Consider the following 1,192-nt stretch of genomic DNA (forward strand, 5'->3'; position numbering starts at 1 on the left):
CTCGGCGCTGCGCTCCTGGCCCAGGTCCTGCAACTGCTCTGCCGAGAGCGTCCGCGCACGACGGGTCGGAGCCGAGCAGAACTGTTCGTTCTTCTCGCCGTCGTAGAGGTTCTCGTGGTTGTCCGCCGCGGCGATCAGGTCCTCCAGCGTGCCTCCATAGGCCATGCGGTCCATCAGCGAACCCTGCAGTGACGTGTCGACCTCCAGGTTGCGCACGCGTCCCGACTTCGGATCGGCAAGAGCCTTTGCCACCCGCTCGACGTACTCGGGGTTGACCGTGACGTTGAAGCCGTCCTTCGCGTTGTAGAACTCGATGAACTGCGCCGCCCACTGCTCCTTCGTGGCCTGCACTGCCTCGCCATCCTCGAAGACCGGACGCCACTGGCCCGGGCCAAGGTGCTCGAGCAGACGCCCGCGCCACAGATCGCGTCCCGGACCCTGGAGCATCTCGTACTTGTGCTTGGCCTCGCTCGCGTCGTGCTTTGCCTGGAGAATGCTCTGGGTGACCGGATAGGTCATCTCGAGCACGGCCTTGAGGTCCACGTTCCGCAGCGCACGGACCGCTCGCTGCGAATACGAGCCGCCGAGACCGGTGCCGTGGGACTTGATCGCGGTAGCGAACATCGACGCCTCCTGGTCCTGCTGGTTGATTCCGGAACGGCCGCTGCGTCCGCCGAGGTAGCGGGCGTAGTCCATGAGCTTCTCGCGATTGCCCTTGGCTCCGGTGACCACGCAGACGTCGCGCACGCTGTTCAGGTGCGTCTGCAGGTCATCGAACCGCAGCGCCGTTCCGAACTCGTCGCGCTGGGCGTAGCGGTAGAAGTCGCCAAGGCGGCGCGCGATGTCGCTCGCGCTTCGCGCTTCTCCGGGCTGTCAACACCAGGAGCACGCTGTGCTTCGTTCGCCTCGGTCTGCAGAGCCGCCACACCGTTGGCGAGGAAGGGGTCCTTCGACACCGCGACCTGCGTGTCGAGCGAGACCTGCATGGCCAGCGGGTGCTCGCCGTTCTTCACGACGCCCGTGTCCAGCAGGTTCGCCGGCACGGAGAGCTTCTCCATCGCCTCCTGCTTGGCCGCCTCGCTGTGCAGCTTCACGACCGCGACCGCGTCGCCGTCGAAGTCGCCGTCGAAGCACTGGTCCATGACCGGGTTGATCGCGACGCCGGTGAGGCGCTCGTCGATCGCCACGCGCA

Annotated in this window: 2 protein-coding genes; both read right to left on the bottom strand. The window is 66.5% G+C overall.

Annotated features, from left to right (window positions below):
• The coding region (locus tag AHiyo1_RS25855; RefSeq protein WP_216363316.1) for a hypothetical protein at positions 1–747 on the bottom strand (747 nt) is incomplete at its 3' end.
• A gap of 5 nt (positions 748–752) precedes the next feature.
• On the bottom strand, positions 753–1,192 hold a 440-nt coding region (locus AHiyo1_RS25860), incomplete at its 5' end, for a hypothetical protein (protein ID WP_216363317.1).

The sequence above is a fragment of the Arthrobacter sp. Hiyo1 genome, from assembly GCF_001263615.2.
Lineage (GTDB): Bacteria > Actinomycetota > Actinomycetes > Actinomycetales > Micrococcaceae > Arthrobacter.